The sequence below is a fragment of the Segatella copri genome (assembly GCF_019127135.1).
Lineage (GTDB): Bacteria > Bacteroidota > Bacteroidia > Bacteroidales > Bacteroidaceae > Prevotella.
In genome coordinates, this window is record NZ_JAHOEA010000010.1 from 1 (window position 1) to 25,881 (window position 25,881).

14 protein-coding genes and 1 tRNA gene are annotated in these 25,881 nt (G+C 46.4%); 10 read left to right on the forward strand and 5 right to left on the reverse strand.

The genetic code is table 11. From position 1 onward, the window contains the following. Positions 1-1,019 precede the first annotated feature (1,019 nt). The gene (locus KSW37_RS04245) at positions 1,020-1,553 is read right to left on the reverse strand and encodes an outer membrane beta-barrel protein (protein WP_217313491.1); all 534 of its coding nucleotides are present in this window, start codon (positions 1,551-1,553) and stop codon (positions 1,020-1,022) included. Between the two features lie 365 nt (positions 1,554-1,918). Between KSW37_RS04245 and KSW37_RS04250 the strand changes: the two genes are divergently transcribed. Both KSW37_RS04250 and KSW37_RS04255 read left to right on the forward strand, forming a co-directional pair. Continuing rightward, positions 1,919-4,051 (forward strand): Tex family protein, encoded by a 2,133-nt coding sequence (locus KSW37_RS04250; RefSeq protein WP_117693382.1) that lies wholly within the window; start codon positions 1,919-1,921, stop codon positions 4,049-4,051. A 14-nt stretch (positions 4,052-4,065) separates the two neighbouring features. Beyond that, positions 4,066-4,350 carry a hypothetical protein gene (locus KSW37_RS04255; RefSeq protein WP_006848511.1) on the forward strand — a complete coding sequence of 95 codons (285 nt, stop codon included), beginning with the start codon at positions 4,066-4,068 and terminating at the stop codon, positions 4,348-4,350. A gap of 112 nt (positions 4,351-4,462) precedes the next feature. On the opposite strand, the gene KSW37_RS04260 is transcribed toward KSW37_RS04255, so the two are convergent. After that, a tRNA-Leu gene (locus tag KSW37_RS04260) sits at positions 4,463-4,544 on the reverse strand. 183 nt (positions 4,545-4,727) lie between these two features. On the opposite strand from KSW37_RS04260, the gene KSW37_RS04265 reads away from it, so the two are divergent. Both KSW37_RS04265 and KSW37_RS04270 read left to right on the forward strand, forming a co-directional pair. Then, positions 4,728-5,843 carry an SGNH/GDSL hydrolase family protein gene (locus tag KSW37_RS04265; protein WP_217313490.1) on the forward strand — a complete coding sequence of 372 codons (1,116 nt, stop codon included), beginning with the start codon at positions 4,728-4,730 and terminating at the stop codon, positions 5,841-5,843. A 40-nt stretch (positions 5,844-5,883) separates the two neighbouring features. Continuing rightward, the gene (locus tag KSW37_RS04270) at positions 5,884-7,161 is read left to right on the forward strand and encodes a histidine-type phosphatase (protein ID WP_217313489.1); all 1,278 of its coding nucleotides are present in this window, start codon (positions 5,884-5,886) and stop codon (positions 7,159-7,161) included. Between the two features lie 253 nt (positions 7,162-7,414). Here KSW37_RS04270 and KSW37_RS04275 read toward each other — a convergent pair whose 3' ends face one another. Then, on the reverse strand, positions 7,415-10,276 hold the full coding sequence (locus KSW37_RS04275; RefSeq protein WP_254368551.1) for a DNA gyrase/topoisomerase IV subunit A: 2,862 nt from the start codon (positions 10,274-10,276) through the stop codon (positions 7,415-7,417). A gap of 105 nt (positions 10,277-10,381) precedes the next feature. Between KSW37_RS04275 and KSW37_RS04280 the strand changes: the two genes are divergently transcribed. The 5 genes from KSW37_RS04280 (at position 10,382) to KSW37_RS04300 (ending at position 18,745) form a co-directional block, all read left to right on the forward strand. Next, positions 10,382-11,944 (forward strand): glycine--tRNA ligase, encoded by a 1,563-nt coding sequence (locus KSW37_RS04280; RefSeq protein WP_006848488.1) that lies wholly within the window; start codon positions 10,382-10,384, stop codon positions 11,942-11,944. Positions 11,945-11,962: 18 nt separating this feature from the next. Further along, positions 11,963-12,610: an FKBP-type peptidyl-prolyl cis-trans isomerase gene (locus KSW37_RS04285; protein ID WP_153082942.1), complete on the forward strand. Its 648-nt coding sequence runs from the start codon at positions 11,963-11,965 to the stop codon at positions 12,608-12,610. A 93-nt stretch (positions 12,611-12,703) separates the two neighbouring features. Beyond that, positions 12,704-14,086: an MATE family efflux transporter gene (locus KSW37_RS04290; RefSeq protein ID WP_217313488.1), complete on the forward strand. Its 1,383-nt coding sequence runs from the start codon at positions 12,704-12,706 to the stop codon at positions 14,084-14,086. A gap of 238 nt (positions 14,087-14,324) precedes the next feature. Beyond that, positions 14,325-17,147 (forward strand): M16 family metallopeptidase, encoded by a 2,823-nt coding sequence (locus KSW37_RS04295; protein WP_217313487.1) that lies wholly within the window; start codon positions 14,325-14,327, stop codon positions 17,145-17,147. Positions 17,148-17,869: 722 nt separating this feature from the next. Then, the gene (locus KSW37_RS04300; RefSeq protein ID WP_217313486.1) at positions 17,870-18,745 is read left to right on the forward strand and encodes a DUF4923 family protein; all 876 of its coding nucleotides are present in this window, start codon (positions 17,870-17,872) and stop codon (positions 18,743-18,745) included. A 106-nt stretch (positions 18,746-18,851) separates the two neighbouring features. Here the strand turns inward: KSW37_RS04300 and bglX are convergent, their stop codons facing one another. Further along, on the reverse strand, positions 18,852-21,221 hold the full coding sequence (bglX, locus tag KSW37_RS04305) for a beta-glucosidase BglX (protein WP_217313485.1): 2,370 nt from the start codon (positions 21,219-21,221) through the stop codon (positions 18,852-18,854). 253 nt (positions 21,222-21,474) lie between these two features. Between bglX and KSW37_RS04310 the strand changes: the two genes are divergently transcribed. Then, positions 21,475-23,184, forward strand: coding sequence for a DUF6377 domain-containing protein (locus KSW37_RS04310; protein ID WP_217313484.1), 1,710 nt, complete (start codon positions 21,475-21,477; stop codon positions 23,182-23,184). A gap of 186 nt (positions 23,185-23,370) precedes the next feature. Here KSW37_RS04310 and KSW37_RS04315 read toward each other — a convergent pair whose 3' ends face one another. Continuing rightward, positions 23,371-25,635, reverse strand: a complete 2,265-nt coding sequence (locus KSW37_RS04315) for a glycoside hydrolase family 3 C-terminal domain-containing protein (RefSeq protein WP_217313483.1) — start codon at positions 25,633-25,635, stop codon at positions 23,371-23,373. Between the last annotated feature and the right edge of the window lie 246 nt (positions 25,636-25,881).

A 25,881-nucleotide genomic window follows, 5' to 3' on the forward strand; every position in this document is an offset into this window, starting at 1 on the left:
ATGCTTCTTGGACAAGAATTAAAGTTCAAAAACAAGCTATGCAACTTAAAATTGGATACCTTTTTCAGTGCCCTCCCTGGGCTAGGAGCTTTTGGGCCTTCAGCCCGTACTTGAACCACATGCGAAACTTCAGTTATTTATTTTTGCTAAAAAGTTTCCTTTGTCCCCAATTTCGTTATAGCTGCCAGAGAGTTTTTATTAGTACTTAGCGTTTATAGCCTTGTTATGGAAGAATATTCTGCCGAGGAATAAGTTGGCTGTTAATCGGAAATAGTGTACAGGCGGATGTAGAACAGCTGACTAGCCGTACGCTCGCTAGTTGGCTGTTCTAATGCAACAGTCAGCGTAAATGCCTGTAAAAATGTTGTAAGTAAGGGATAAGAAAATACTCTTCACTCTTCACCTTTCCTTCGGAAACCCCAGTGTTTATGGGCGTTTCGAGGGGTGAAGAGTTCATGGACACTCTTCACCCACTCTTCACCACTCTTCACCTTAGCTGGTTCGGCAGAGGATGTGTCATAAATTTATGATTCACCCTTTTCTTGTTGTTGGATGAGTAAGGATATGTTGTTGGATGAGCTAGGATATGTTGTTGGATGAGTAAGAATATGTTGTTGAGGCAGTCTGTATCTTCGGTCGCACAACAGCTGTTGTGCGCTTGTATAACAGCTGATATGCGCATGCACAACAGGTGATGTGCATGCGATGGTCAACTGTTATGCACCAACATCCAGACTTATGACACACCCTCCTCAGGGACGCCTAGCGGTCTTGCGCTGCAATTTACGCCTGTTAGTCTTTGGAATCGGTGAAGAGTGGTGAAGAGGGGGTGAAGAGTCGCTGCAAACTCTTCACCCCTCGGAATGCCGATAAACACAGGGGTTTCCGAAGGAAAGGTGAAGAGTGAAGAGTAAAAGCGTGTTCGCTTGCAGATAAAAAATGGGGCGCAAGCTGTTTCCATGAAAGGAATCGCTTGCGCCCCTGATATTATTGCTTATGAGTAAATGAGCACCCTAAGATTAGAACTTGTAGATAGCACCAAATGAAATGTTGCTCGCATCTACGTTAAGTCCGAATGTTGATGAGTTGTCACCATGGTCAGGAGAATAACCTTTGTAACCGAGGAAACCTACCTTTGTGATGAAGTTTACGTGGTCTGAAAGTTTAACAGCCAAACCTGGCTTAATGCCTACCTCGTAAGAATCGCCACCGCCCTTGCTGTAACTGCTGTAACCGATTGTACCCTCTAAGAAGAGGTTAACCAACTTGGTTTCTACGGCTGTGTAACGTACGTAAGGAGCTACAGTGAATGTTGTAGATTCACCTACAGGAGAAAGCTTGCAAACTTCGCCCTTCTTGATACCAATCTCGAGACCTGCTTCCCACTTGTTGTTGAATTCGTAACCAATCTCAGGCATCAAGGTGTAAGCTGTCTTGCTGTCACCATCACCGATCTTGTTGCTGGAAATACCAGCAGTACCACCGATGTAAACCTGTGCGCTAGCGCAAACTGAAACGAGAGCCATAGCAAGGCTCAACATAATCTTTTTCATAATCAATCTTTTCTTTTAATTATTACTTTATTTTATCACTCTAATCAGGTAGCTTTTCAGCCCCTTATTTATGATAGCAAAGCACATCCCAGACATGCCCTGCACTCTCTAATTCGGCGGCAAAGGTATAGGAAATAACTTAAAACTCAAAACTATTTCTCAGTTTTTCTTGCAAAACAAGCCGTATTGTTGATATAAATCAAGAAAAGTAGGCATGCTGAATGTATCTAAAGCTATTTCTGCTGCAAAGCTACGATTTTTTAGTGAAACCGCCAAATAATATGAGGGAATATTTGGGCAAACCAACTTTTTTCTCTATCTTTGCATGAACAAACAGTTTGAATCTTATTTTATAAATATCATAAATGAATCAATTTACAAAGCTGATAGCAGCCCAGCTCAATCTGAAGGAGCAGGCTGTAGAAAATACTCTGGCGCTGCTCGAAGAGGGCTGCACCATTCCGTTTATCTCGCGATACCGCAAGGAGAAAACCGGTAATATGGACGAGGTAAACATTGAAGCCATCGCACAGGCTAACGAGAAACTCTCTGAGATGGCGAAGAGAAAGGAGACTATCCTCAAAACCATCGAGGAACAGGGAAAACTCTCGGATGAACTGAAAAAACGCATCGAACAGTGCTGGGATGCCACCGAACTGGAAGACATCTATCTTCCTTATAAGCCAAAGCGCCGCACCCGTGCACAGATAGCACGTGAGGCAGGTTTGGAGCCTCTGGCACAGCTGCTCCTCTTCCAGCGTGAGCGCAATCCGGAACAGGCTGCCAGGAAGTTTGTGGGTGATAAGGTGAAGGATGTGGAGGCTGCACTTCAGGGAGCCAAGGACATCATCGCCGAAACCGTAAGCGAGAATGAGCAGAGCCGCAATCAGATTCGCGGTGAGTTCAGACGCGGTGCCATCATCACTTCTAAGGTGGTAGCCAAGAAGAAGGATGAGGAAGAGGCGCAGCGCTTCTCCGACTATTTCGATTTCTCAGAACCATTGAAGAAATGTTCTTCGCACCGACTGCTGGCTATGCGTAGAGGCGAGGCGGCAGGATTCTTGCGTGTCAGCATCTCGGCTGATGATGAGCAGTGTCAGGATAAACTGAAGCGCCACTATGTACATGGTTTCGGTGAGTGCCAGACGCTGGTGGGTGAAGCGGTGGATGATGCCTTTAAGCGACTGCTGAAACCTAGCATTGAAACCGAATTTGCTGCGCTCAGCAAGCAGAAGGCGGATGAGGAGGCTATTGTGGTCTTCGCCGAAAACCTGCGCCAGCTTCTGTTGGCGGCTCCTCTCGGACAGAAACGCGTGATGGCGGTTGACCCAGGTTTTGCCAATGGTTGCAAGACTTGCTGTCTTGATGCGCAGGGCAATCTGATTCATCATGAAATTGTTTATCCTCATCCTCCCCGCAACAGGAAGAGCGAGGCTACGGCTGCCATCCAGCGCATGGTAAAGATGTATCAGGTGGAGGCAATGGCTGTAGGTAACGGTACGGCAAGCCGCGAAACCAGCGACTGGCTGCATAGTATCGATTTCGTTCATCCGGTAGATATCTATGTGGTGAGCGAGGATGGCGCTTCTATCTATTCGGCTTCGAAGATTGCAAGAGATGAGTTCCCGGATGAGGATGTTACCGTGCGTGGTGCTGTGAGCATCGGACGAAGACTGATGGATCCGCTTGCAGAATTGGTGAAGATTGATCCGAAGAGCATCGGTGTGGGACAGTATCAGCATGATGTGGATCAGACTCAGTTGAAGAAGAGTCTGGATACGGTGGTAATGAGTTGCGTGAACTCGGTGGGTGTCAACCTGAATACCGCATCGCAGCATCTCCTGACCTATGTGAGCGGTTTGGGACCTACGCTTGCCAAGAATATCGTGGAATATCGCCGCGAGAATGGAGCCTTTGCTTCCCGTGCCCAGTTGAAGAAGGTGCCACGTCTGGGTCCTTCGGCCTTTGAGCAGTGTGCCGGCTTCCTCCGCATTCCAGGCGCTAAGAATCCTTTGGATAACAGTGCCGTTCATCCGGAGCGCTATGCGCTGGTAGAGCAGATGGCGAAAGATCAGGGCGTAACGGTGAAGCAGCTGGTAGAAGACAAGGCGCTGCAGAAGAAGATTGATATCAGAAAATATGTGAGTGCCGAGGTGGGTATGCCTACTTTGACCGATATCATGGCTGAGCTTGACAAGCCGGGCTTGGATCCTCGTGGTGAGGTAGAGAAGTTTGAGTTTGATGCCAGCATCAAGGAGATAGAGGATTTGCAGGTAGGCATGGTTGTGCCGGGCATTGTTACCAACATTACCAAGTTTGGTGCCTTTGTAGATATAGGTGTCCACAACGATGGTCTGGTTCATGTATCCCAGATGTCAAACCGTTACATTCAGGATCCTTCTGAGGTGGTAAAGCTTCATGAGCATGTGATGGTGAGAGTGGCAGAAGTAGATTTGAAGCGCAAGCGCATCGCCTTGTCGATGAAGGGCGTGAAATAAAAAGGATATTGAGAATGAATCAGAATAATAATGGTGATGCTCTCTTGGCAGGGGGCATCACCAGAGATTGTATAGAGTCGGCATATTGCTTTATTCATCAGAAGCTCAGAGTTTTTGAATTCTCCACCAATCCTACGCAGCGTGATGATATAGAGTATGCCATCGCCCAGTATGTAGAGGGCATGAATCCGCAGCTCTATCTTCTTCTTTCTCAAGGCAGAACGGAATTCCTTCTAGATCATGTGAATTTTGAAAAAGATATGCGCGAGGCTCAGGAAAAACTGGAAGGGATGATGTAGGTATCTCTCTGTTTGAGGAGAAGGATCTGACAAAAAGGTGTAAAAAGACAGGTAGTTATATTAAAAGAAAATGCTAAGTAGTTAATTATTAACTACTTAGCATTTTCTTTTGTGCGCCTGATAGGACTCGAACCTACACGGCCTAAACCACTAGATCCTAAGTCTAGCGCGTCTACCAATTTCGCCACAAGCGCATTCTTGGGTGCAAAGATACAATAATAATTTGAATAAAAAGAATAAAAATGAAAAAAATGATGGTTTTACTTGCTTTTTACGAGAAATAATGGTAATTTTGCAAACAGATACTGTTCTATTTTTATTTTGCAAAAAACGAAGGCTGGACAGTAAGGACAGATAAAAACTATAATAACAGGAATATGAAAAAAATATGGGTTATGATGCTGGCTACATTGATGGTTTCTTCCACGATGATGGCTGGAAATGTGAAGAAATCAACTACTCTTCCTATTGAGGGAGAGATCGTAAAGGCTTCTCATCCGATGATTCAGTATGTTGGGCGTGTGAGCTTTGCTAAGAATCCTGATGTAGCCAGTTTCAATTATCCGGGAACTACGATTGAGGCTAGTTTCCAAGGGTCTTCTTTGAAAATGCTATGTCGCCCGAAAACTGGATATTTCATGGCGCAGATTGATGATTGTGAACCTTTTAAAGTGGGCTTTAATGCCGAACGCGATTCGGTTGTTACCCTGGCTGCGGCTTTGCCAAAGGGGGTGCATCATGCTAAGGTGATGTATGTGATAGAAGGCTTATTCCGTAAACCGGAATTCAGGGGATTTGTTCTTGATAAGGGATGTCATCTTGTTGAGGCTCCAGCTCTCCCAGACCGGAAGATTGAATTTATCGGAAACTCCATCACCTGCGGTTATGGTGTAGAAAGTATCAACATGTCTGATCCTTTTGAGGATGAAACGGAGAACCATTGGCTTACTTATGCCAATATCGTAAGTGACAGTCTGAAGGCTCAGCACACTTCTATCTCCCGCAGTGGTATCGGTGTATATCGTAATTATAATGGTCCGAAGACGGGTGATGCCGATAACATGCCTTGGCAATATGAATATACCTTATTTGACCAGCATGATGAAAAATGGGATTTTGCCAAGTATCAGCCTCAGTTAGTCTGCATCAATCTGGGTACGAACGATCTTTCTACCAAGAATTATGATATTCAACTCTACGAGAAGAATTATCGCATGTTTCTTAAAACGGTACGTAGCAAGTATCCTCATGCAAAGATTGTGATGTTGACAGGTCCGATGCTCGGCGAGAAGGAGAGTAGCAAGCAGCGAACTGTGCTTGACAGAATCTGTGCAGATGCCAATAAAACCGATAAGAACATTTACCGTTTCGATTTCAGTTTCCAGAAAGGAGATTTAGGTTATGGCGCCAGCTGGCATCCTAGTATGTTGCAGCATCGGAAGATGGCGGCAGAATTGCTTCCGTTCCTGAGAAAACTGATGAATTGGAATTAAATGAGACTGTATGTTTCCCAAACAAAATTATATGATAACAATGAATACAAAGAATCTATTATTATTGGCATCTCTTACATTGGCGATGCCTCTGACAGCACAGACTCCGCAAGAGGATTTCAAGCGGGATATTACGCTTTCGGGTAGTAACTATGTAGCTTATCGTGGTCCGCAGAAGCAGTTGACTGCGGCTCCTAAAGGTTATAAGCCTTTCTATCTGAGCCATTATGGGCGGCATGGTTCCCGCTATATGATAGGCAAGCAGGCTTATGATGTGCCTTATTTCTCTCTGCTCAAAGCGAAGCAGGAGGGCAAACTGACAGCTAAGGGCGAGGAAACGCTGGCTAAGGTGAAGATGATTCGTGAGGAGGCGAAGGGGCGCGATGGCGAACTGACTCCGCTCGGAGCTCTCCAGCATCAGGGTATCACCAGAAGAATGATGGAGCGATTCCCTGAGATTTTTGCCGGTAATACGAATATTGAGGCCCGAAGTACTTTGGTAATCCGATGCATCCTCTCTATGGAGAACGGTTTGCAGCAGATGCAGCGTATCAATCCGAAACTTCATATCTTCCATGATGCCAGCGAGCATGATATGTATTATATGAACCAGGGCGACAGATACCTGGATAGCTTGAAGCATAGCGTGGGTATCAAGGTGGCACAGCAGGAATTTGCACAGAAGCACGTTAGCTATAGCCGTGTGATGCAGGAACTGTTCAACGACCCTGCCTGGGTGAAGCAGAATATCAACCAGAGTGACCTGAACAGAAAACTTTATGAGATGGCAAGCTCAATCCAAGGCACGGAACTGAGAGGCAAGGTTTCGCTCTATGACCTCTTTACGGAGGAGGAACTGTATCAGAACTGGCTGAATGCCAACATCTGGTGGCAGATGGCTTATGGCAACTCGCCTTATACGGGCAATGTGCAGCCATTTTCCCAGCGCAATCTCTTGAGGAATATCATCCAGAAGGCGGATAGCTGCATCGCTCTTCCGCATCCGGGTGCTACCCTGAGATATGGACACGATACAATGGTTACTCCGCTTACCTGTTTGCTGGATTTGAATGGGTATGGCGAGGAGATTAAGGATCCGGAGAAGATTGCTTCTCAATGGTGGGATTATAAGATTACCCCGATGGCTACGAATTTGCAGTTTGTTTTTTATAGAAACAAGGCGAATGATGTATTGGTAAAGGTGCTTTTGAATGAAGATGAGGCTACTTTGCCTATCAAGAGCGATGTGGCACCTTATTACCACTGGAATGACTTTAAGGAATACTGCCTGAAAAAGCTGGCGGGGTATAAAAGGTAAAAATGAAGGCTACTGACTGCTGGGGGAACAGGCGATGGAATCGCCTGGAACGGGGGCAGGAGGGGGACTGGCTTCTTTTTTTGCTGAAACGAGAAACGAGAAACGCGAAATGCAGAAATGCAAATAGCTAGATAATAAAAAAGGGGGCTTAAGCTTTTGGGACTTAAGCTCCTTTTTTTATGATGGGCGCTTTTCTTACTGCTTTTCTTGCTGCTTTTCTTTAGCGCTTTTCTTGCTGCTTTTCTTTGCTTTTTTATTGCTTCGATAACCAGTCTTTATCCTTCTGGTCTTCTTCGAAATCTTTTTCTGAGAAGAGATTGGTCTGACCGGTCAGTTCGTCAATCACCTGTTGCTCGCTTTTGCCGGCATCCGGATCCAGGTTTTCACCTTCATTTTCTGAGTCAGAACCATCCTGTTCCTCATCATTATCCTCAGAAGGAGGTTCTGGGAATCGGGTTGGTTCCAGTTCTTCTATGCTGTCAATCTTGAATGTCGTGAGGCGCTTACCCTTTGCCTTGAAACTCTTCTGCGCAATGAACTGTTCGGCATCGATTTCTTCGGCAGGACGGATGGCATCCACACCGCCATAAGTAACCTTGATGCGTGGATAAACCGTATCGGTAAGCAAGATGAGCTTGCAGTTAGGGTTCTCGCCCATGAAATTCTGATGGCGCTTGGTGGCATCCATCGTGAATCGCTTGATGTATGGATATCCCTGATTGTCAGCGTCGTAAAGGATAGCCGTCCATATCTTATGCTCATCCCATTTCTCTAAGCGGATGATGTTGTCCTCGTAGTGGTTGTTGACATCGAAATTGGTGATGTAGAATTCACCATTGTCGAGTACAACCAAGATAGAATCATCATCATTGAATTCGCCCAGGAAGCGTCCGTTCTCATCGTAGTTGATGCGGTTTACGTCTGGATCGAACCAAACTTTTCTGCCTCCTAACGTGCTGTGGCCGTGACTCTTCAGACCGATGCGTCGAATGGTGCGCTTGGTCAGGAGATTTCCTTTGGCAGCACGTCCCTTGATCAGAATGTCTGAGAAATCCTTCTCCAGGAAGATGCTCTGGCGCTTCTTCGTCAGGTCTGGCTCCATCGTACACTTGATGATTTCTGCCTCTCCATTCGGGTTGGCGGTGAAATAGATGACGCGGCTGCCAGGTGTGCCCTGGGTGATGTCATACAACTTGTCGCGGGTCATGGCGGTTACATTGAATCGCTTGATGAAGTAATCGCCTTGCTTGCCGTCGCGGTAAACACAGTTGTAGATGGTGCGCTTATCGTTCTTCTTGAATACCTGAACATGGAGGATATTCTTGCCGACGAATATCTTGTCTGCTACCTTGGTGACTTTAAACTTGCCATCCTTATAGAAGATGATGATGTCATCGAGGTCGGAGCAGTTGCATACGAATTCATCCTTCTTCAACCCTGTACCAACGAAACCTTCCTGACGGTTGATGTAGAGTTTCTGGTTAGCTTCTACCACCTTGGTAACCTCAATGGTATCAAAGTTCCTGATTTCTGTTTTGCGAGGATGGTTCTTTCCATACTTGCCCTTGAGATATTCAAACCAGTTGATGGTTACATCGGTCATGTGAGCCAGGTCGTTCTCAATCTCTGCAAGTTCAGCCTTAATCTTCATCAGCAGTTCGTCTGCCTTATCCTTATTATATTTAAGGATTCGCTGCATCTTGATTTCCAGGAGTTTGAGAATGTCCTCGCGGGTAATTTCCCGATGGAAGGCATATTCTACCATACCCTTACCGTCAACTTCGGCAGTAAAGAGTTTGTCCTTGAATGGCTCGAGTTTTGAATCGATGAAGGCAACAACCTCATCCTGACTCTTACTCTGCTCAAACTTTCGCTCCTTGTAGATACGTTCTTCGATGAAAATCCGTTCGAGAGAAGAGAAGAAGAGCTGTTCCTCCAATTCACCCTTTCTGATCATCAGCTCCTTGCGCAGCAATCCCATTGTGCGGTCTACGCTGTGGCGCAACACATCGCTGATAGTGAGGAATACAGGCTTGTTGTCTTCGATGACACAGCAGTTGGGCGAGATGTTGATTTCGCAATCGCTGAATGCGTAGAGTGCGTCCATCGTTTTATCTGATGAGGTACCTGGTGCCAGATGCACAAGAATCTCAACATTTGCCGAAGTAACATCATCTACCTTGCGTGCCTTAATCTTACCCTTTTCTACCGCTTTGGTGATAGAATCGATGAGGCTGCCTGTAGTCTTGCTGAATGGTATCTCGCTGATAACGAGTGTCTTGTTGTCGAGCTTGTCGATTTTGGCTCTTACTTTCAATGCACCCCCTCGCTGTCCATCATTGTATTTGCTTACATCGATGGCACCGCCTGTAGGGAAATCAGGATAGAGTTGGAATGGCTCGCCCTTGAGATAGTGGACGGCAGCATCGCAAATCTCATTGAAATTATGTGGCAAAACCTTACTGCTCAATCCCACGGCAATACCCTCGGCACCTTGTGCCAGGAGCAGCGGGAATTTGGCAGGGAGCGTGATAGGCTCCTTGTTTCTGCCATCATAAGAGAGTTGCCAGTCGGTGGTTTTAGGATTGAAAACCACGTCGAGAGCAAACTTAGAGAGGCGTGCCTCGATATATCGGGGAGCAGCAGCACGGTCGCCCGTAAGAATGTTTCCCCAGTTACCCTGCGTATCGATGAGCAGGTCTTTCTGTCCCATCTGTACCAAAGCATCTCCGATAGACGCATCGCCATGAGGGTGAAACTGCATGGTATGTCCCACGATATTGGCAACCTTGTTGTATCTTCCGTCGTCCATGCGCTTCATAGAGTGGAGGATGCGTCGCTGTACCGGTTTCAAACCATCCTCAATATGAGGAACGGCACGTTCGAGGATCACATACGATGCATAGTCGAGGAACCAGTTCTGATACATTCCGCTAAGGTGATGTACAGCAGAAGCATCGAATCGGTTCACCGGCTTATAATCGGAATGTTCTTCGGTCGAAATCTCCTCATTGGCATCTTCTGCAGCATCCTGTTCAGATTCTGTAGAAGAATTTTCCAAATTTGGCGATTTTTCCTCTTCAAGACCGTTTTTATCTTTAATTTCGTCGCTCATATATAGCTTTTAATACTTATTTTATTAATTTATGGCAAAAATACAACAATTTTTCGAGAAAAAAGAGTATCTTTGCCGAAAATTTGAAAAAAATAAGATTTAATCATGGCACAGGAAGATGTTTTTAAGAAAATTGTAAGCCATTGCAAGGAATATGGCTTCGTGTTCCCAAGTAGTGAAATTTATGATGGCTTGGCTGCCGTTTATGACTATGGTCAGAATGGTGTTGAGCTCAAAAACAATATCAAGCAGTACTGGTGGCAGAGTATGGTGTTGTTGCACGAGAACATTGTTGGTCTCGATGCAGCTATCTTCATGCACCCTACAGTATGGAAGGCATCTGGACACGTAGATGCTTTCAATGACCCATTGATTGATAACCGCGATTCAAAGAAGCGTTATCGTGCCGATGTGCTCATCGAGGACCACATGGCTAAGTATGAGGAGAAGATTGCCAAGGAGATTGCCAAGGCTAAGAAGCGTTTCGGCGATAGCTTCGATGAGGCTCAGTTCCGTGCAACCAACCCTCGCGTTCTGGAGAACCAGAAGAAGTTTGATGACCTCCATGCCCGCTATACAGAGGCTATGCAGGGTCCTAACCTGGAGATGCTGAAGCAGATTATCGAAGATGAGGGTATTGTTTGCCCTATCAGCGGTACCAAGAACTGGACTGATGTCCGTCAGTTCAACCTGATGTTCTCTACCCAGATGGGTGCTGCCAGCGATGCTACAAGCAAGGTATATCTCCGTCCTGAGACTGCTCAGGGTATCTTCGTAGATTATCTGAGCGTTCAGAAGACCGGCCGTATGAAGTTGCCATTCGGTATCTGCCAGATTGGTAAGGCTTTCCGTAACGAGGTTGTAGCCCGTCAGTTCGTATTCCGTATGCGTGAGTTCGAGCAGATGGAGATGCAGTTCTTCTGCCAGCCTGGTACTGAGATGAAGTGGTTTGAGTATTGGAAGAAGGTTCGTCTGGCTTGGCACGAGGCTCTCGGTATGGGTAATGAGAATTACCGTTACCACGATCACGAGAAGCTGGCTCACTATGCCAATGCTGCTACCGACATCGAGTTTAAGATGCCATTCGGCTTCAAGGAGGTAGAGGGTATCCACAGCCGTACCAATTTCGACCTTTCTCAGCACGAGAAGTACAGCGGCCGTTCTATCAAGTACTTCGATCCAGAGAAGAACGAGAGCTATGTACCTTATGATGTAGAGACATCTATCGGTGTAGACCGTATGTTCCTCAGCGTAATGTGCCACTCTTACTGCGAGGAGAAGCTGGAGAATGGCGAGACACGTGTTGTTTTGCGTTTGCCAGAGGCTTTGGCACCTGTTAAGTGTGCTGTGTTCCCATTGGATAAGAAGTATGGTTTGCCAGAGTTGGCTCACGAAATCGTTGACGAGCTGAAGTTCCACTTCAATACTCACTATGGCGATCCTAAGGATTCTATCGGTAAGCGTTATCGCCGTCAGGATGCTATCGGTACTCCATTCTGTATCACCGTAGACCACGAGACTCCTAACGATCATAAGGTAACTCTGCGTTATCGTGATACCATGGAGCAGGAGCGCGTAGCTATCTCAGATCTTCGCAGCATCATCGAGGAGCGCGTAAGCATCACTAGCGTATTGAAGAAGCTTGGCAAGGAAATCAAGAACTTCTAATTAACCAAATACATTTAGATGAATCTTAAGAGTTTGAAATATTTCTTCTTCCTCATGATGGCAGTGATTACACTGTCATCATGCAGCGAAGATGATGATACAGTCTCGGAATATGCCAACTGGCAGGAGCGTAACGAGCAGGCTTTTGCCGATACATTGGCTTATGCCAGGAAGATGGGTGAAGCTAACGGCTGGTACGTTTATAAGAACTGGACGTTCGAAAACCAGACTCCGAACAAGGATCAGAATGGTAATTTAGCGACCCTTACTTATAAGGATTGCGATAATATCATCGTTCATGTTCTGAAGAAGGGAGAGGGTACAACTTCTCCAATCCTTACCGATTCGGTACAGGTGAGCTATCGTGGCCGTTATATTCCTACTGATAATTATAAGGAAGGTTACGTCTTCGACCAGAGCTTTACGGGTACTTTTGATGCAGCTACAGCTAATCCTACCCGTAATGTGTCCGGTGGATATGTTGATGGCTTTACCACCGCATTGCTCAAAATGCATCCGGGTGACCATTGGCAGGTGTTCATTCCATACCAGCTGGCTTATGGCGAGAGCGGTTATTCTTCAATCCAAGGCTATTCAATGCTCCGTTTTGAGATAGTGCTCAATAGTTATAAGAGAGCTTCTGGCAAGAAGTGGATTACTAAATAATAAGAATAAAGATTTAGAGAAAAGTATGTGCATATGTTTGAAATGATATATGCACATATTTTTTTGTATGAGCGATATACGAGAAATTAATTTATGCTTTATAGCAAGAAGACAGATTATTTGATGGAGTCGATTCGCCTGGGTAGGGAGATGGATCGGCGCGAGAAACTCAATCTTATTGTAGGGTTGAGTATACCTTCTATGTTGGCTCAGATTTCTACGGTGATGATGTTCTTCATCGATGCTTCGATGGTGGGTCATCTGGGAGCAGAGGCTTCTGCCAGTATTGGATTGATTGAGTCAACTACCTGGCTTATTGGTAGTTTGCTCAGTGCTGCGGCTACTGGCTTTTCAGTACAGGTGGCTCATTTTATCGGAGCTAATGATTTTGCAAATGCCCGTCAGGTGTTTCGTCATGCGCTGATTTGCGGTGTGGCGTTCAGCATTTTTGTTTCTCTTCTCTGTGTCGGCATTCATTCTTATCTGCCTTATTGGCTGGGTGGAGGTGCTGATATAGCCACCAATTCCTCTCGCTATTTTCTGATATACGGTCTGGTACTGCCATTCGTTTTCCTTTATCATATATCCGAGATGATGCTGAAATCGGCGGGCAATATGCATACGCCTAGTGTGATGGCAGTATTGATTTGCATCTGCGATGTGATATTCAATTACCTGTTTATCTATATTCTGAAGTTGGGTGTTGTGGGGGCTGCCTTAGGAACGGCAATGGCTTACGTCTGCATCTCTCTGCCTAATCTTTTTATTGCAGGTTTCAAGAATAAGATACTGAATCTCCGTCAGGACCATGTCCGTTTCCGTTGGGTCAGGTCGTATGTTCATAATGCCTGTAAAATCAGCATTCCGATAGCCATACAGAACATATTGATGAGCGGGGCGCAGATAGTGAGTACCATGATTGTGGCACCTCTTGGCAATATAGCCATTGCTTCCCATTCTTTTGCTATTACGGCAGAGAGTCTTTGCTATATGCCGGGTTATGGTATTGGTGATGCGGCTACTACTCTGGTGGGACAGACGCATGGAGCAGGGCGAGTAGGGTTGTGCAAGAATTTTGCCTATATGACAGTAGGACTTGGAATGGCTGTGATGGCTGTGATGGGAGTGGTGATGTATGTCTTTGCTTCTGAGATGATTGGCGTTCTTTCTCCGGTAGAAAGTATCCGTGAGATGGGTACCATCTGTTTGCGCATCGAGGCTTTTGCTGAACCATTCTTTGCAGCCAGCATCGTGACCTACTGTGTTTGTGTAGGAGCGGGCGATACCAGGAAACCGGCGATGATCAATCTTGGTACCATGTGGCTGGTGCGCCTCACTCTGGCTTATGCGCTTTCCAAGAGTTATGGCTTGGAGGGAGTATGGATAGCGATGGCTACCGAACTCACATTCAGGGGAATCCTCTTCCTTATCCGCCTCTTCAGAGGTTCATGGATGAAGAGTTTTCATGTAGGTTAGGATTGGTTTTCTGCCTCCAATGTTAGTTTTAGGTTAAGATTTGCATACATCGCGAAGATATTCTCTAAAATGTTTGCAAATCTTTTCTATTTTTCTTAATTTTGCATCGCAGACGGTAACCATGTCACAGGTTTTGTCGTTATATATAGGCGAACTTGTTAAGTAGCATGATATATATAATAAGGTATAAAGAAAGAATGATATAGAATGCAATAAATACATAAATAATTAAAATCAGATGAAACTAAGAAAGATTTTTGCAGCAGTTGTGCTGTTCCTTTCTGCAGGTACAGCGATGGCACAGCAGATGCCAGCTATTCCGGTAGACAAGAATGTGAAGATAGGTCGTCTTGATAATGGATTGACTTACTACATTCGTCACAACAGTTATCCTGAGCATGTAGCCAGTTTCTACATCGCACAGAAAGTGGGTTCTATCAATGAGAATGATGACCAGCGCGGTTTGGCTCACCTCTTGGAGCACCTTGCCTTCAATGGTACCGACCATTTCAAGGGCAACTCTTTGCAGGACTATCTGCAGAGCATCGGTGTACAGTATGGCCGTAATCTCAACGCCTATACAGCAGTAGAGAAGACTGTTTATTACTTCACAGATGTTCCTACTACCCGTACAACAGCCGTAGACTCCTGTATGCTTATCCTCAAGGACTGGAGTAATGGTATCAGTCTTACAGAGGATGCTATCGAGAGCGAGCGCGATGTGGTACACAATGAGTATCGTATGCGTATCGTAGGTCAGCAGCGCATGATAGAGCGTTCACTTCCTAAGCTCTATCAGGGCGAAAAGTATGGCTACCGTTTCCCTATCGGTTTGATGAGCGTTATCGATGGCTGTAAGCCAGAAACTCTCCGTGCTTACTACCGCAAATGGTATCGCCCAGACAATCAGGCTATTATCATCGTAGGTGATGTAGATGTAAATCATATCGAAGCTAAGATTAAGGAACTCTTCTCAGGTATCAAGGTACCTAAGAATGCCGCTAAGATAGAGAAGGTACAAGTATCTGATAATGATTCAGCCATCTATGTTATCGACAAGGATAAGGAGCAGCAGGTTGATCTCTTCCAGGTTTATATGAAGCACAATGCTGTGCCAGATTCTCTGAAGAGCAACATGAGCTATCTCCTGAAGGGATACATGGATAATGTGATTTCTTCTATGATTGCTGCCCGTTATGCAGAGAAGGCATTGGAGCCAGACTGTCCATATCTCCAGGCAAATGCCGGTGACGGTTCATACCTGATTTCAAGCACTAAGGATGCTTTCACCCTTACCGGTGTTGCTAAGCCAGGAAAGATTAAGGAGGCTTATGCTGCTGTTCTCCGCGAGGCACAGCGTATGCATGAGTTCGGTTTCACAGCTACTGAGTATCAGCGTGCCAAGGATGAATTCATGAGCCAGGTTGACAAGGCGCTTGCCAACAAGGATAAGATGAAGAACGAGCAGTTTACCACCCAGTATGTGGATAACTTCACTTCTAACGAGCCTATTCCTTCAGTAGAAGAGGAGAGCCAGATCTGGAAGATGGTAGTTCCAAACTTGCCTCTTGAGGTTATCAACAGCTATGCCAAGCAGTTGGTTTGCCAGAGCGATACTAACCTTGTATCATTGGTTATGATGCGCGAGCAGGCTGGTGCCGTTTATCCTACAGAGCAGGAACTCTCTGCCATCGTAAAGCAGGTACGTGCTGAGAAGCTCGAGGCTTATGTGGATAATGTTAAGCAGGAACCTCTCATCGCTCAGGCACCTAAGGCTGGTAAGATTAAGAAGACTGTTGAAAACAAGAAGTTGGGCTTCAAGGAGTTGACTCTTTCTAATGGCGCTAAGGTGGTATTGAAGAAGACCGATTTCAAGGACAATGAGATTGCTTTCGCAGCTTCAGCCAATGTGGGCTATTCTACTTTCGGCAAGGCAGATTTTCTGAATGCTACATTTGCAGCAGATGTTCTCGATGCCAGTGGTCTTGGCGATTTCTCAAGCAATGAGCTTGATAAGGCTTTGGCAGGTAAGCAGGCTGGCGTTTCGTTCAGCTTCAGTCCTTTCAATCATGGCTTGAAGGGTAATTCTACTCCTAAGGATATCGAAACCCTGATGCAGCTCATCTATCTCAAGATGACCGCAGTAAGCAAGGACCAGAAGAGCTTTGACAATATGAAGAGTATGATGGCTACTGTTCTTGCCAACAAGAGCAATAACCCAAACCTCGTATATCAGGATTCTGTTCAGAGCACCCTCTATTTGGGTAGCAAACTTGCCCGTGTACCAGAGGCAAGCGATATAAAGGATATCAACTACGACCGTATCCTGGAGATTGGTAAGCAGTTCTACGGCAATGCCAAGGACTTCACCTTCTATTTCGTAGGTAACTATGATGAGAAGACTCTCCTCCCACTCATCGAGCAGTATATCGCCAGTCTGCCAAACAATGGCTTCAAGCTTAAGAACAAGCAGATTCCTTATGCTAAGGGTAAGGTAAGCAATATCTTTACCAAGGCAATGGAGAACCCACAGAACCAGGCAACAGAGATTTGGTATACCAAGGCTCCATTCACCTTGCAGTATATGGTTCTTGCTGATGTTTCAGCCCGTTTGCTGGAGATGAAGTATTTGCGTACTATCCGTGAGGAACTCAGCGCTGCTTATCATGCAGGTGCAAACTATGGTTTGCTTCGCGATTATGATAACAAGGCTGCCATCTCTATTACAGCCGTAGCTCAGCTGAACCCAGAGAAGTCGGATATCGCTATTCCTTACTTCTTCAAGGGTATGGATGAGACTATCGCCCAGCCAGATGCAGAAGACCTTCAGAAGGTGAAGGAGATTCTCCTGAAGCAGGCTGCTGTTAGCGAGAAGTCTAACGGTTATTGGCTTGGTGCATTGAGTACATACGAGCGTATGGGTGTTGATACTCATAGCGATTACAAGGAGATGGTGAAGAATCTGAAAGCATCTGAGATTTCAGACTTCCTGAAGAATGTGATCCTGAAGAGTGGTAATCACTTCGAGATTATCATGAAGGCTGTGAAGAACGAGAAGTAAATCTCGGACTTGATATAATAAACGTAAAAATCCCGTTGTACAAGCCAGATGGCTGACAACGGGATTTTTACGTTTTTTTCTTTTCCCAAAATTTTTGAAACTCATCATTTAAGAGTCGTTTCGAAAAATCTCTCTTTAAACAGAAAGGATGCGTCCTTATTATATATGTATAAGAGCACCATCTTTCCTTCTTTTACTTTCTGTTTCTGAAGAGTATTAACCTCTTCTCTTTGCCTTAGAAGCAAGAGCCTCACGGCGATCCTGAAGAATCTGTTGGCATCTATCGATAGCCTGATTCTGATTTTCTGAATTTACCTTAATTAAATCATTCATAACCTATTGATATTTGTTAACCGCTTGCAAAGATAGGGGTTTTCTACCTATTTCTAGGTACAAAATGCATGAAAATGCGTGTTTTATTCGTTATTTTTTGATTTATGTCAAAAAAATGTGCAATCGTTTGAACAGTTTCCCCCCTTTAGAATGATAATTGGTATTTCCTGAACGATTTTTTCATAGTCTTTTAAACGAATTGTCATCGCAATCGTCTATAATAACGTAGAAAGAGCAGAAATGCTGAGTTTTTTAGGGAGATTCATACACGAAATAGGGATTTTTCTTATCGTATTCCCGATTTTTTTGCGAACTTTGCACCCGAAAGAACAATAGGAAGTATTGGGTATATATAAATAAGAGTGATAAAAATAAATATATAGAAAGCAATGAAAAAGGTATTTCTTTTGGCTGCCCTCGTGCTCGCATGCACAGCTGGCAGCAACGCAAGCGCTATGAACGAGGCAGCGCTCAATGCCTCAATGTCTGAGATGATGCCGGTTAAGAAAACGGCTAAGAAGACAACAAAGAAGACTTCGAAGAAGACTTCTAAGAAAACTACGACCAAGAAGACTTCTACAAAGAAAACAACTTCTGCAGCATCTAACACTACAGCAGCGACAACAACAACTGCTGCAACAACCAGCAATGCCGCCGCTTCTACCAGTGCAACCGGCAATTCAGGCTCTGCCATAGCTGGTATCTTGGGTGCTGTACTGGGCGGAAACTCTAACAGCAGCAGCTCTGCAGGTAGCAGCATTATCAATGGCATTCTGAATAATGTAATCGGTTCAGGTACCTTCAGCAAGCAGGATCTCTGTGCCCATACCTGGAAGTACAGCAAGCCGGGATGCGCCTTTACTTCTGAGAATCTCCTGGCAAAGGCTGGCGGTGAGATTGCTGCCAACAAGGTAGAGGAGAAGTTGGGTGAGTATTACAGCAAGTTTGGTTTCAGCGGCTCAAACACCTATTTCACCTTCAAAACTGATGGAACTTTCGCTGCCAAGATAGATGGCAGGTCATGGCAGGGCAATTATACTTTTGATGAGAAGACTCACGCCATTCAGATGAAGGGATTAATCTTGAGTATGTCGGGTTATGCTACGAAGGCTGCCAATGGCATCAGCCTGCTCTTCGACCAGAAGAAGTTGCTCAACCTCATCAAGACCATCGGTTCCCTCAAGGGTAATTCTACGCTCAGCGCTCTCGGTACTATCGCCAATAATTACGATGGTATGCGTGTAGGTTTCGAGATGACTAAGTAATAACCGAGCCTTCTGTTGGAGTGGGCTCAGTAGATGATAATCGCCCTGTAAGAAGTAAAGCATCTTTCAAGCTATGCTTTTGCTTCTTGCAGGGCGATTTTATTGTTTATTTTACGCTCAGTTTCATTGTCTTTACATCCTTGCTGTTGGTTCCTATCATAATCTGGAAGTCGCCAGGTTCTATCACGTGCTTCAGATCTGAGTTGTAGAACTTGAGCATATCTGGGGTGATATCAAAGCTTACCTCCTTGCTCTCACCTACTGCCAGATGGATGCGCTGGAAACCTTTCAGCTCCTTTACAGGACGGGAGATGCTGGCTACCATGTCACGTATGTAGAGCTGCACAATCTCGTCGGCATCGCGGGAACCACTGTTCTTAACGGTGACGCTAGCTGTAATCTTCTTGCCATCCTGCCATTCGGTAGCCTCCTCATTGCTGATGCCGGCCTCCTGGCTGCTCAGGCGGAAGTTGCTGTATGAAAAGTTGGTATAGCTCAAGCCGTAACCGAAAGGATAGAGCGGACCATTGCTTACATCCAGGCAGTTGCTGGCAAACTTGGCAAACTTCTCATTATCGTCTGCTACAGGGCGGCCGGTGTTCTGATGGTTATAGTAGAGAGGCTCCTGACCGGTAGTCTTAGGCATCGAAGTGGTGAGCTTACCCGATGGCGATTTGTCGCCAAAGATGACATCGCAGAGTGCATCGCCCATCTCTGAGCCTCCAAACCATACATTCATGATGGCTGGTACATGGGCTTTCTCCCAAGTAAGAACCGTAGGACGGCCCGCAAAGTTGAGGAGCACTACTGGCTTGCCCGTCTTCAGGAGTTCGGCAAGCAGTTCGCGCTGTACGTCCGGCATCTCCAGGTTGGTACGGCTACTGCATTCGCCGCTCATCTCGGCACTTTCGCCCATAGCACATACTATCACATCCGCCTCTTTAGCTATCTTCAGCGCTTCAGCCTTCATCTCAGCCTCGTAGCCCCAGTTGATCGGTTTACCGGATTCGCCGTTTTTCTGCAGCTCCTGATTGCGCCAGATATTGCTTCCCTGGGCATATAATAAGGTGGCTTTTCCGGCAAGTGCATGCTCCATTGCCTCCTTGATGGTGGTATATTTAGATGGTGCCTGAGCCACACTCCATGTACCGGCTATGTTGTTTCGGGTGTCGGCAAGCGGACCTATCAGGGCTATCTTTCCTTCCTTCTTCAGTGGCAGGATATTTCCTTCGTTCTTCAGGAGCACGAAGGTCTCTGCAGCTACATCTCGGGCTGCCTGACGGTTCTCTGCGGTATAAATTTCGCTCTTGCTGCGCTTGGTGTTGCAGTAGCGGTAAGGGTCGCTGAACAGGCCCAGTTTATATTTCGCTTCCAGAATGCGGCGGCAGGCGATGTTCACATCCTCCTCGCTCACCTTTCCTTCTGCTATGCTCTTAGCCAAATGCTTTACGAAGGCGTTGGAGCACATGTCCATATCGGTACCCGCCTTCAGTGCCTGTTCTGATGCCTCCTTGATGTCTTTAGCCGTTCCGTGCTGCAGAATCTCGGCGATAGAAGCGTAATCGGTAACAACGAAACCGTTGAATCCCCACTGCTTTCTCAAGACATCGGTCATCATCCATTTGTTGGCTGTAGCAGGTATGTAGTCGATGAGATTGAATGAAGACATCACGCTGCCTACACCAGCCTTCACCACTGCCTCGTAAGGCGGCAGATACTGGTTCATCATGCGCACGCGGCTCATATCTACCGTGTTATATTCCTTACCGCTCTCAACGCCTCCGTACAGGGCAAAATGCTTCAGACAAGCCATGATGCGGTTGGCTCTCAGAATCTCTTCTGTGCGCATATCCACGCCCTGGTAGCCCAGGGTCATCGCTGCTCCCATCACGCCGCTCAGGAAAGGATCCTCGCCATTTCCTTCGCTGATTCGTCCCCAGCGGGCATCGAGTGCAATGTCTACCATAGGAGAGAATGTCCAGTTGATGCCGTCGGCACTGGCTTCCTTGGCCGATACTTCGCCTACCTTCTTCATCGCCTCGGTATCCCATGAGCAGGAGAGGGCGAGAGGGATAGGGAACATCGTTTCGTAACCATGAATCACGTCCATACCTACGAGCAGCGGGATGCCCAGACGGCTGTTCTTGATGGCGATTTCCTGCAGAGCCTTGATCTTATCGAGCCCTTTTATATTGAAAACTCCGCCCATGTTGCCCTGGGCTATATCGCCGCCTACCTGGGTGTCAAGTGCGCCGCCGGTGGTGATGTCGCCAGCTACCATCAGGTTCAGCTGACCAATCTTCTCCTGTAGCGTCATCTTCGCCATCAGTTGGTCGATATACTCCTTCATGGGTAGAATCTTGCCTTTCTTGGTTGTGGCAGTTACTTTTTTCTTAGGGGCTGCGGTATAGGCGAAAGCAGGTGCTGCCATAGAACCAGCCAAAAGAAATGTGAGTGATAAAAGTGCTGTTCTCATTGTTTATTATGTTAATTGTTATTTTTATGTTTATCTTATGCAAAGATAATAAAAAAGATGATACGATGCGCGATAGAAATGTTAAAATGTGGATGAATTTTTCTTTTTAGATAGGAATGTGTCTGATAATGAGATGGATAAGAAAAATGGAGAATATATAAAAAGTGGATGCGGTATAGACGAAAAATGCGAAGAAATCTACATTTCTTCTATATTTGATTTGTCGTTTCCGATTTTTTTATTACTTTTGCACATGAAACCTCATGAAAATAAATCAATCTTAAACGGAATCAAGTTGATGTATCGCGTAAATGAATTATGGGGAAAGGCATTCTTCTTCCTGCTCTTTGTCTTGATGCCTCTTTCTCTTGCAGCAAAAACAACAGATAATATGGAGCAGCTTTTTCAGAGTCTGGACAACGCCATTGCCCATTCGGCTGATTATGTGAAGGTACGTGAAGCCCGAATTCGCGATTGGGAGCAGAAACTGAAGACCGCCAGGCGTCTAAGCAGTAAGTATGATGCCTGCTTTGCGCTCTTTGAGGAATACCGCTCCTACAAGAACGACATGGCGCTGAAATACATCAACCAGTGTATGGAACTTGCCATCAGAATGGGTGATAAAAAGAAGGTGGGGAATGCCAAGGCGCTGCTTGCTTTCCAGGAATCTACCACGGGCGATTATGCCGAATCGTACGACCTGCTGAAGTCTGTCAATATCGCTGATCTTGATGCTGAGGGCAAACGCAACTACCTCTGGGCTTGCCAGCACCTGTATGGCGAGATGGCATATTATTCCAACGTTCCTTCCTTGAAGAAATATTATGCCGGCAAGCATAATGCCTATCAGGCTGCAATAGACAGCACATTCAGCCATGATGATGACCTTTATCTGCAGATGCAGGAGGTGAGGGCACGCGATGCAGGCAATATGAAGGAGGCTTTGCGATTGAGCGATAAACGGCTGGCGATGACGAAACCGGGCACCCATCAGTATGCCATTGTACAGTTTTATCGCGGCTTGACCTACAATCAGTTTGGTGATAAAGAGCAGTTCCTCCGCTGCCTCTTGCGTTCTGCTATCTGCGATGTCCAGTTGGCTGTGATGGACCAGGGGTCGCTCTGGGAACTCGCCAATCTGCTCAACGCCGAACCGGGCGAGCAGAAGCGCTCTCATGAGTATATCAAGTTTGCCTGGAAGTCGGCTACCGTTTTCAATACGCCTATCCGCAGCCGCCAGATCATGCCTGTGCTCACGCAGATTGAGGAGGGATATCAGAAAGAACTTTCTTCGAGCAACCAGCATCTGCGGCTCATGGTAGCGTGTTCAGCCTTGCTTCTCTTTGTGGTTATGCTCTTGCTCTACTATGTCAACAAGCAGCGCAAGCGCATTGCTGCGGCCCATCATAAGCTGAAGGAAACCAACCATGCCTTGCAGTTGGCAAATGAGCGTCTTAACGAGATGAACCAGTCACTTAACGAGATGAACCGGTCGCTCAACGAGAGTAACAAGATGAAGGAAGTATATATTGGTCGATTCCTGCGCCTTTGTGCCATCTATGTCGACAAGATAGAGACCATGCGCAAGCGAGTAGTGAAACTGGTGAAGGCAAGAGAACTCAACAAGCTGCTGGAGCAGATGCAGGCTGGCGAGGCCTACATGGGCGAGCTGTATGAGTATTTCGATTCCGCCTTCCTGAAGCTCTTCCCTGACTTTGTTGAGGAGTTCAATGCCCTCTTGAAGCCTGAAGAGCGTATCGTGCTCGAAGATGACAGCCGTCTTTCTACCACCCTCCGTATCTTTGCCCTTATCCGTCTGGGCATCGAGGACAGTTCTAAGATTGCCGAGTTCCTTCACTATTCTGTGAACACTATCTATAATTATCGCGCCAAAATCAAGAATAGTGCCATCTGTGACAGGGAAGAGTTCGAGCAGCGTGTGAAGCAGATTGGCATGAAATAATAAGTCAAGCTTTTTTTGAGTGGATAGAAGTTTGACGCCCTATTTCAAGGCGCCAAACTTTTAAATATGCTGAAGTTTCGCAAGTAAGCTCCTAGCCCGTACTTGAACCACTTGCGAAACTTCAGTAACATGTATAGAGAAGCTGTGTCTCATAAGAGTAAATGCTTCGGGGTAGTCATCATTTTTTTAAAAGAGTTCGAAGACTTTCTTGAGCTTCAGATTATCGGCTGCATTACCAACAAGAGCCTCAAACTTTCCGGCTTCAGCCTTCCAGGATGAAGATGCCTCATCGTAGAAACTGAGGGCCTCTTTGCTGATGGTGATGCTGATATCCTTGCTCTCACCTGGCCGGAGATAAACCTTCTGAAATCCCTTCAGTTCCTTCTGAGGGCGGTCTACTGATGCCTTGACATCGTGGATATAGAGCTGAACCGTCTCAGATCCGGCGCACTTTCCGGTATTCTTTACGTTTACGGTAAAGGTGATTGTACCGTCCTGCTTCATCTGCGCCTTGTCGCTGCGGAGATTAGAGATGGCAAACTGGGTGTAGCTCAAGCCGTGACCGAATGCAAAGGTAGGCTTGATGCGCTCCTTATCGGTCCAGCGGTAACCTACATAGATGCCTTCCTTATATTCCTCATCAATGATGTTGCCCTTTGTGCCGGCTCCACCTTCCTGGCGCCAGGTTCCCGGATAGGTATTGAGTGCATGAGCACCTGTTTCCTTCAGCGAGTTGACCCATGTAAACGGCAACTTTCCGCTAGGGTTTGCATCGCCTGTAAGGATGCTTGCAAGGGCTTCGCCGCTCTCCGAACCGATGAACCAGCCCTGTACGATGCCGGCAACCTTAGCCTTCCAAGGCATAGCTACCGCATTGCCCGAGATGTTGACATAAACGAAGTTTCTGTTTGCCTTAGCCAAAGCCTCGATCAGCTTATCCTGATGGTATGGCAACTCATAATGCTTGCGGTCGTGACCCTCACAGTCCTGGAAATCGCTCTTGTTCAGACCACCAAACATGATGACATAGTCGGCAGTCTTGGCTTTCTTTACGGCTTCGGCTATCAGTTCAGCCTCGCTGCGCTTGTCTTCCAGGTTCTGACCGGTTGTAACGCCATTGTAGTTGCCCGTTACATCGCCCACATATCCGCGGGCATAATCTACCTCGATGCCGTCCTTGCCCAGGCGCGTCTTCAGACCATCGAGAGGCGAAATCTCGCGCTGTACCTTGAGCGAAGAAGAGCCTCCGCCTACGGTCATCATCTTGATGGCATTCTCGCCTACTACCAGTACGCGCTTAGCCTTCTGGGTGTTGATAGGAAGCACATTGTTCCTGTTCTGGAGCAATACGATGCCTTCCTCAGCAATCTGTCTGGCTGCTGCATAATGGCTCTCTGAGCAGAGGAAACCATGAGGGCGGTTCGGATTCATCGTGGTGCGATAGAAAAGGCGCAATACGCGGCGCACCTTATCGTCCAGCTCCTTCTGGGTGAACTTGCCTTCCTGTATGGCCTTCATGTAAGGCATGGAGAGATAATAGTTGTCGTAGGCATTGGTAGCGCCCATCGTAAGACCGTCTGTCCAGGTGCCGAACTCCATATCCAGCCCGTTCTTTACAGACTGCTCCAGATCGTGGGCACCGCCCCAGTCGCTCACCACGACACCATCATACTTCCAGTCGCCCTTCAGAATCTTGTTCAGGGTCCACTGGTTGTGGCAGTTGTGCTCATTCTTATATAGGTTGTAGGCTCCCATGATACCCCATGTCTTACCCTTCTCAACAGCCGCCTTGAAGGCAGGGAGATAGATTTCATGGAGAGCACGGTCGCTGACGATTACGTTCACCTGATGGCGGTATTCCTCGTCATTGTTCAGACAATAGTGCTTTACGCAGGCTGATACGCCCTTAGACTGCAATCCCTGGATATATGGCACTACCATGATGCTTGCCAGGAACGGATCTTCGCCCATATACTCGAAGTTGCGGCCGTTGAGAGGCGTGCGGTAGATGTTGACGCCAGGACCCAGAATCATGTCCTTGCCGCGATACAGGGCTTCTTCGCCCAATGCTTCGCCATAGATGCGGCTCATCTGCGGATTCCATGATGCGGCAAGACAGGTGAGGGCAGGGAAGGCTACGCAGGAGTCGTTGGTCTGACCAGCCTGTTCCCACTCATCCCACAATACGTCAGGACGCACTCCGTGAGGTCCGTCATCCGTCCAGAAGTCAGGAAATCCCAAGCGTGGTACACCGGCTGATGAAAACTTGCTCTGAGCATGGATGATGCGTATCTTCTCTGCCAGCGTCATGCGGGAGATGGCATCATCGATGCGCTGCTCTACTGGCTTGGTCTGGTCGAGATAGACTGGCAATTGTCTGGTAGTCTGCTGTGCCTGAGATGGAGCGATGGCTGCAACCGACAGGACACATGATAAAATGAACTGTTTCATAAGTAATGAATATTTATTATGGTTTGTTTATTTCTTGCAGTTGTTTGTTTTTGCACACCGCCTCTCACGTCTTTTGTGTGTTTTAGGCGTATATGCTCATTCATCTGCAAAATTACTAAATAAATAATGAAAAAATGATGGATGATAAGTGAAAAGTGGATGGGTGTAAAAAATATAACTTTTGTAAACGGCTGATAATTAATAAGATAGATGTACTGTGGCGCGAATGAAAAGTGGCAGAGTGTG

Coding starts and splice junctions, on each gene's coding strand:
- KSW37_RS04310 (WP_217313484.1), top strand. CDS start 21,475: ATGAAACCTCATGAAAATAAATCAATCTTAAACGGAATCAAGTTGATG.
- KSW37_RS04275 (WP_254368551.1), bottom strand. CDS start 10,276: ATGAGCGACGAAATTAAAGATAAAAACGGTCTTGAAGAGGAAAAATCG.
- KSW37_RS04255 (WP_006848511.1), top strand. CDS start 4,066: ATGAATCAGAATAATAATGGTGATGCTCTCTTGGCAGGGGGCATCACC.
- KSW37_RS04285 (WP_153082942.1), top strand. CDS start 11,963: ATGAATCTTAAGAGTTTGAAATATTTCTTCTTCCTCATGATGGCAGTG.
- KSW37_RS04295 (WP_217313487.1), top strand. CDS start 14,325: ATGAAACTAAGAAAGATTTTTGCAGCAGTTGTGCTGTTCCTTTCTGCA.
- KSW37_RS04245 (WP_217313491.1), bottom strand. CDS start 1,553: ATGAAAAAGATTATGTTGAGCCTTGCTATGGCTCTCGTTTCAGTTTGC.
- bglX (WP_217313485.1), bottom strand. CDS start 21,221: ATGAGAACAGCACTTTTATCACTCACATTTCTTTTGGCTGGTTCTATG.
- KSW37_RS04250 (WP_117693382.1), top strand. CDS start 1,919: ATGAATCAATTTACAAAGCTGATAGCAGCCCAGCTCAATCTGAAGGAG.
- KSW37_RS04270 (WP_217313489.1), top strand. CDS start 5,884: ATGAATACAAAGAATCTATTATTATTGGCATCTCTTACATTGGCGATG.
- KSW37_RS04315 (WP_217313483.1), bottom strand. CDS start 25,635: ATGAAACAGTTCATTTTATCATGTGTCCTGTCGGTTGCAGCCATCGCT.
- KSW37_RS04290 (WP_217313488.1), top strand. CDS start 12,704: ATGCTTTATAGCAAGAAGACAGATTATTTGATGGAGTCGATTCGCCTG.
- KSW37_RS04300 (WP_217313486.1), top strand. CDS start 17,870: ATGAAAAAGGTATTTCTTTTGGCTGCCCTCGTGCTCGCATGCACAGCT.
- KSW37_RS04280 (WP_006848488.1), top strand. CDS start 10,382: ATGGCACAGGAAGATGTTTTTAAGAAAATTGTAAGCCATTGCAAGGAA.
- KSW37_RS04265 (WP_217313490.1), top strand. CDS start 4,728: ATGAAAAAAATATGGGTTATGATGCTGGCTACATTGATGGTTTCTTCC.